General features: G+C 64.3%; 5 protein-coding genes. All 5 read left to right on the top strand.

The window, feature by feature from the left end; all coding sequences use genetic code 11:
• Nucleotides 1-326: hypothetical protein (locus tag ASD00_RS41290; protein WP_210173872.1), on the top strand; the 326-nt coding region annotated here is incomplete at its 5' end.
• 176 nt (nt 327-502) lie between these two features.
• Nucleotides 503-1,729: an ABC transporter substrate-binding protein gene (locus ASD00_RS10750; protein ID WP_057206504.1), complete on the top strand. Its 1,227-nt coding sequence runs from the start codon at nt 503-505 to the stop codon at nt 1,727-1,729.
• 78 nt (nt 1,730-1,807) lie between these two features.
• Nucleotides 1,808-3,439: an ABC transporter permease gene (locus tag ASD00_RS10745; protein ID WP_051509141.1), complete on the top strand. Its 1,632-nt coding sequence runs from the start codon at nt 1,808-1,810 to the stop codon at nt 3,437-3,439.
• On the top strand, nt 3,440-4,105 hold the full coding sequence (locus tag ASD00_RS10740; protein WP_025425372.1) for an ATP-binding cassette domain-containing protein: 666 nt from the start codon (nt 3,440-3,442) through the stop codon (nt 4,103-4,105).
• Nucleotides 4,102-6,561, top strand: a complete 2,460-nt coding sequence (gene hrpB, locus ASD00_RS10735) for an ATP-dependent helicase HrpB (protein WP_057206502.1) — start codon at nt 4,102-4,104, stop codon at nt 6,559-6,561. Before ASD00_RS10740 ends, hrpB begins: the two co-directional genes overlap by 4 nt.
• Nucleotides 6,562-6,601: the final 40 nt, after the last annotated feature.

Raw genomic sequence — 6,601 nt, 5'->3', positions numbered from 1 at the left:
CCCGCCGAAACTCGCGTCCCGACCAATCAGCATCCGCCAATCAAGGAAACCTTAAAACGAAGGACATCGTCGCCAGCAGCGCCGCCGCCCTCGTCAGTGATCGGGCTTATAGACCCCACCCCTCACATACGTCAACAGGCAATCGCAAAAAATCGACAAGATCGAACAACACTCTGAAAATACACACGAAATTCAAACGAGAGTTATCAACAGCCCGCTCCGCATCACCAAACCAGCAAAACCAGAACCAGAATCATTCGCCAATCGGTCGAAAAGCGTTGCCAAGAGCCAGGGAAACGCCGTCGCTCACGCTTACCTCTCCTTAGGAGCTTCGCAAAAAGGCCGCCCACCCGGCGGAAAACGCCCATCTTCACGGCAAACCGTGCTCATCGAGACTGCCGTCGTTTCACCGAAACGTGACGGTCGCCACCATCGGCGCGCATTGACGCCACAGGCGCTTGGCTTACCTTCGCGCCGAAACACGAATGCGGGGGAGTGCAGCATGATCGGATGGGTAAGACGATGGGCAGCGGCGGTCGTCGCCACACTTAGCCTTGCCTGCCCGGCGGCCGCTTTCGACATCGACAACTGGGCTTCGGTCGTTTCCGAGGCCAAGGGCGAGACGGTTTATTTCAACGCCTGGGGCGGTTCAGCCAATATCAATGCCTATATCGCCTGGGCGGGCGAACAGATGAAGGCGCGCTACGGCGTCAACGTCGTGCATGTAAAACTCGATGACACCGCCAAAGCGGTCGCAACCGTGCTTGCGGAGAAATCGGCGGGCAAGGATGCTGCCGGCACCGTCGATCTCATCTGGATCAATGGCGAGAACTTTGCCGCGATGAAGCGGCAGGGCCTGCTCTTCAGCCCCAGCTGGGCAACCCGGCTTCCGAACTGGGCCTATGTCGACCACGAGACGAAGCCGACAATCCTCACCGACTTCACCGTACCGACGGAAGGGCTCGAAAGCCCTTGGGGCGGCGCCAAACTGGTCTTTTTCTATGACAAGGCCCGCACGCCAACCGCGCAGCTGCCCACATCGGCAAAAGACCTGCTTGGCTGGGCAAAGGCCCATCCGGGACGCTTCTCCTATCCGCAGCCGCCGGATTTCGCCGGCTCCTCGTTCTTGAAGCAGGCGCTGATCGAGCTCATCGATAACAGGAGCAAGTTGCTGAAGCCCGTGGACGAGGCAACGTTTCAACAGGATGTGGCGCCGCTCTTTGCCTATCTCGACCAGCTGACGCCGTTGTTATGGCGCAAGGGAAAGGCCTATCCGCAGAACTACCCCGATATGAAGCAGAAGCTGGCCGACGGGGAACTCGACATCATCTTCGCCTTCAATCCCGCCGAAGCTTCGGCGGCTATCGCCAATGGCGAGCTGCCGGACACCGTCCGCTCCTTCGTCTTTTCCGGCGGAACGCTTGGCAACACCCATTTCGTTGCCATTCCCTATAACGCCAATGCTGGTGCGGGCGCGCTGCTGCTTGCGGATTTCCTGCTCTCTCCCGAGGCGCAGTTGCGCAAACAGGACGCCCAATACTGGGGTGACCCGACGGTGCTGGCGATGGTGAAACTACCGGATGCCGACCGTGCCGCCTTTGCAGCCCTCGATCTCGGGGTGGCGACATTGCCGCCCGATCAGCTCGGCCCGGCGCTTGCCGAACCGCATCCCGACTGGATGACGCGGATCGAAACCGAATGGATCCGCCGATATGGCGCCGCCAATTAACGGCGAGTGCCGGCGCCATCGACGGACATCCCTGTGAGGGACGCCCTGCAGCGGGGCATCGGCACAGGTGTGGCGGTCATGCTGTGCCTGCCGGTTTTGGCTGGTCTCGCCGGCACCCTGCTTCCGGCCTTCGGCTACCTGCCCGCACTCGGCGGTACGCAGCTCACGCTCGGGCATTTCGAGGCGCTGGTCGCCCAGCCGCATATCCTGCGCTCGGCTCTGATCAGTCTGGCGGCAGGGTTGATCAGCACGTTTGTCACCCTGATGGTGGTCTGCACCTTTGTCGCGGGTTTCGCCGGAACGCGACCCTTCGCCTTCATCCAGCATCTGCTTTCACCGCTGCTGGCCGTTCCGCACGCCGCATCGGCATTTGCGATCGCCTTCCTGATCGCGCCGTCCGGTTTTCTCATTCGGCTCGCCTCTCCCGAACTCACCGGCTTCGACCGACCGCCGGACTGGCTCGTGCCGAACGATCCGCTCGGGTTGTCGATGATATCCGGTCTTATTGCCAAGGAGATGCCCTTTCTGCTGCTGGTAATGCTGGCGGCACTGCCGCAGCTGCCCGTGGCGAATGCGCGACGTTTGATGTCAGCTCTCGGCTATGGCCGGGTATCGGGCTTTATCATCGCGCTCTGGCCGCTGCTTTATCGGCAGATCCGCCTGCCTGTCTTCGCGGTGCTGGTCTACTCGACCTCGGTGATCGACGTCGCGATGATCCTTGGGCCCCGATTGCCGCCGACATTGCCGGTACGTATCGCCCAATGGCTGGCCGACGACGACATCGGCGCCCGGTTCCTCGCTTCGGCCGGCGCCGTGCTGCAGCTAGCGCTCGGCCTGTTCGCGATCGTGGTCTGGATCGGCGTCGAACGGCTCGGTCGTCTTTGTCACCGGCGCCTGAGCGCTTCGGGAAAACGCCTGAGTGACGACCGACTTCTTCGCCGGACCGCAGCCGTGATCACGACCTTGTCCGCGGCGTTGATCTTTACCGGGCTCGGCCTGCTGGCGCTCTGGTCGATTGCAGGGCTGTGGCCATTCCCTGATAGTCTGCCGACAAGCCTCACCTTCAGAACATGGCAACGCGCCCTTGGAGGGTTCGCCGGACCTCTGGCCAACACTATCATCATCGCCCTGCTGTCATCGCTCCTCGCACTTGCGATCGCCATCGGCCTGCTATCGCGCAGTGCTCACGGCACCGCCGAGCGCTGGTTTCCCGTCTTCCTGCCATTGCTGGTCCCGGAGATCGCCTTCGTGTTTGGATTGCAGATCCTGGCAGCAATGGCGGGGTTTTCGCCGTCGATCGCCACCGTTGCCGCCGTGCATCTGGTCTTCGTTCTGCCCTATGTGCTTCTGTCACTAGCGCCGCCCTGGCGGGCGCTCGACCGGCGCTACGAACAGGTCGCATCGGGACTGGGTAAATCGCCACTCAAGATCCTCATGACCATTCGACTGCCCATGCTGCTTCGCGCCTGCCTGACGGCATTTGCCGTCGGCTTTGCGGTCTCCGTCAGCCTCTACCTGCCGACCGTGCTGATCGGCGCCGGACGGGTGACGACGATCACCACCGAGGCGGTGGCGCTTTCGTCGGGAGGAGATCGGCGCATCATCGGCGTTTATGCGCTGCTTCAGGCACTGTTGCCGTTTCTCGGTTTTCTCATTGCATCGCTCGTGCCGCAGTTGCTATTCCGCCACCGACGGGCAATGAGGATCTGAATGCGAACGCCAGGCAAGACGATGCCTCTGACTTTGTCCGATGTGACGATCCGGCTGGCCGACCGGCTGCTGCTTTCCGTTTCGGCGACGGTCATGCCCGGCGACGTCCTGACGATCATGGGTCCGTCGGGCTCCGGCAAGTCGACGCTGCTCGCCTATATCGGCGGATTTCTCGACCCTGCCTTTACCGCCAGCGGTGCAGTTCTGCTCGGGCAGGACGATCTGATCGCGCTGCGGCCGCAACAGCGCCACACCGGCATTCTCTTCCAGGATCCGCTGCTGTTCCCGCATCTTTCGGTCGGCGGCAACATCGTCTTTGCCATACCCGAGGCGTTCAAGGACCGAGACGTCAGGCGTCGGATGGCAGAAAACGCGCTCGATGAAGGCGGGCTTGGCGGGTTCTTCGACCGCGACCCGGAGACGCTTTCGGGCGGGCAGAAGGCGCGTGTCGCGCTCCAACGCGTGCTTCTCTCCGAGCCGCGCCTGCTGCTGCTCGACGAGCCTTTTTCCAAACTCGACATGGCCTTGCGCCAGCAAACGCGCGAGCTGGTCTTTGCCAAGGCGCGGTCCGCAGGCCTGCCGACAATCCTCGTGACCCATGACCGCGCGGACGCGGACGCCGCCGGCGGTGCGCTCATCCATATCGGAGCGGAGAGACAATCGTGACGCTTACCCTGCCCGCCTTGCCGGTTCGCGAGGTCCTGCCCGAGATCGCCGAAGCTCTCGACAAGGCCCGCTCCGTCGTGCTTTCGGCGCCACCCGGCGCCGGCAAGACGACGCTCGTGCCGCTGTTCCTGCTCGAGCAACCGTGGCTCGACGGCGGCAAGATCGTCCTGCTCGAACCCCGGCGGCTCGCCGCCCGGGCAGCGGCCGGGCGCATGGCGGAGCTACTCGGCGAGAAAGTGGGCGAAACCGTCGGCTATCGCATGCGACTCGACAACCGGATATCGGCCAAGACCCGGATCGAAGTAGTGACCGAAGGCGTTTTTGCCCGCATGATCCTCGACGATCCGGAGCTGGCGGGCGTCTCCGCGGTTCTCTTCGACGAATTTCACGAACGTTCACTCGATGCCGATTTCGGCCTGGCACTGGCGCTCGACGTCCAGTCTGCGCTGCGCGACGATCTCCGGATCATCGTCATGTCGGCAACACTCGACGTCGAGCGCGTTTCAAAACTGCTCGGTGACGCGACCGTCGTCGAAAGCCAGGGGCGTAGTTTCCCCATCGACATCCGCAACCAGGACCGCGGCGGCGAGAGCGTCGAGGACGCAGTCGTGCGCGCCATCGTCGAGGCGCATCGCAGCGAAGAAGGATCGATCCTCGCCTTTCTGCCGGGACAGGCCGAAATCACCCGGACGGCGGCACGGCTTGCCGACCGGTTTACAGCCGATACGACGGTCGTTCCGCTTTACGGAAACCTGACGCAGAAGGAGCAGGATGCGGCGATCCGGCCGGCGCCGAAAGGCACGCGCAAGATCGTTCTTGCCACCTCGATCGCCGAAACCTCGATCACCATCGACGGCGTGCGGATCGTCATCGACAGCGGCTTGCAGAGACTGCCGGTCTTCGAAGCGTCGACCGGCATCACCCGGCTTGAAACCGTGCGCGTCTCGCGTGCGTCGGCCGATCAGCGCGCCGGCCGAGCCGGGCGAACGGAGCCGGGCATTGCCATCCGCCTCTGGCATGCCGGCCAGACTGCAGCGCTTGCGGCCTTCACGCCGCCGCAGATCCTGGCCAGCGATCTTTCCGGACTGCTGCTCGACATGGCGCACTGGGGCGTCACCGATCCCGCAGCGCTTGCCTTCATCGACCCACCGCCGGAAACGACCCTGATGGAAGCGCGAAAGCTGCTGAGCGAGCTTGGCGCGCTCGATGGTTTCGGCGCGCTGACCCCAAGGGGACGCAAGATCCGTGATCTGGCCCTGCCGCCGCGCCTTGCGGCCATGGCGGTTTCGGCGGCCGAGGAGGGCCAGGGCGAGGCGGCCTGTCTGCTCGCGGTCATGCTGACGGAGCAAGGCCTTGGCGGCAACGCCATCGACCTGGAGGACCGACTGCGCCGCTTTCGCCAGGAGCGCGGCGAGCGCGCCGAAGCCTCGCGCAATCTTGCCCGCCGCATGGCGGCGGAACTCAAAGGGGCGCGAAAGTCGAGCGAACCGGTCCAGCCCGGCGCCTTGCTGATGCACGCCTTCCCGGACCGCATCGCGCTTCAGCGCGGTGGCCGTGGGCGGTTCGTGATGGCAAACGGCCGTGGGGCCGAGATCGCCGAGACCGAGCGCCTCGCTGCGGCAAACATGCTTGTGATCGCCGACCTCACGGGCCGCGCCGGCGGCCAGCGCGTGCTGGCGGCGGCCGAGCTTTCGCGCGCCGACGTCGACGCGCATATGCCCGAAGCGATCGTGCGGGAAGAGCAAAGCGTCTTCGACCGGGCGAGCCGCCAGGTGCGCGCGCGCCGCGTCACCCGGCTGGGTGCGATCATCTTCGAGGAGGCGCCGCTTCCAAGACCGACTGGCGAAAGCGCAGCACGCGCGCTTGCCGATGGCGTTCGCCAGCTTGGACTGGCGGTCCTGCCGTTTTCCAAGGAGGCGATGCAACTGCGCGATCGCATCGGTTTCCTGCATCGCTCGCTCGGCGAACCCTGGCCGGACGTTTCCGACGCAGCCCTGCTTGCGACGCTCGAGGACTGGTTCGTTCCGTTTCAACACGGCGTCACCGCTATCGCCGACATCAAGGCCGGCGCGCTTTCCGAAGGATTGCTGTCGCTGGTCCCGCACGACCGGCAGCGGGAGCTGGCAAAACTGGCACCGACGCATTTCGAGGCGCCGACGGGACAACGGCATCCGATCCACTATGACGGCGACGAACCGCTTCTCTCCATCCGGGTGCAGGAACTCTTCGGGCTCAAAAAACACCCTGCTATCGGCGATGGCCGGCTGCCGCTGCTGCTCGAACTGATTTCGCCCGGCCGGCAGCCGATCCAGACCACGCGTGACCTGCCGGGTTTCTGGGCCGGGTCGTGGCGGGATGTCCGGGCCGACATGCGCGGGCGTTATCCCAAGCACCCCTGGCCGGAGAACCCGGCGGAGGCCGCGCCGACGACACGGGCAAAACCGCGTGGTACATGAGGCAATACCCTTGACGGGGGCCATAGGAACAAGAGCAGGC

This window comes from Ensifer sp. Root31, from assembly GCF_001424825.1.
Classification (GTDB): domain Bacteria; phylum Pseudomonadota; class Alphaproteobacteria; order Rhizobiales; family Rhizobiaceae; genus Ensifer; species Ensifer canadensis.
Note: the sequence above shows the minus strand (reverse complement) of the source record. Positions and strands in the feature narration are given on the sequence as shown.

Excerpts from the sequence above, each read along its gene's own strand:
- ASD00_RS10750 (WP_057206504.1), top strand. The coding sequence starts at position 503 with ATGATCGGATGGGTAAGACGATGGGCAGCGGCGGTCGTCGCCACACTT.
- ASD00_RS10745 (WP_051509141.1), top strand. The coding sequence starts at position 1,808 with ATGCTGTGCCTGCCGGTTTTGGCTGGTCTCGCCGGCACCCTGCTTCCG.
- ASD00_RS10740 (WP_025425372.1), top strand. The coding sequence starts at position 3,440 with ATGCGAACGCCAGGCAAGACGATGCCTCTGACTTTGTCCGATGTGACG.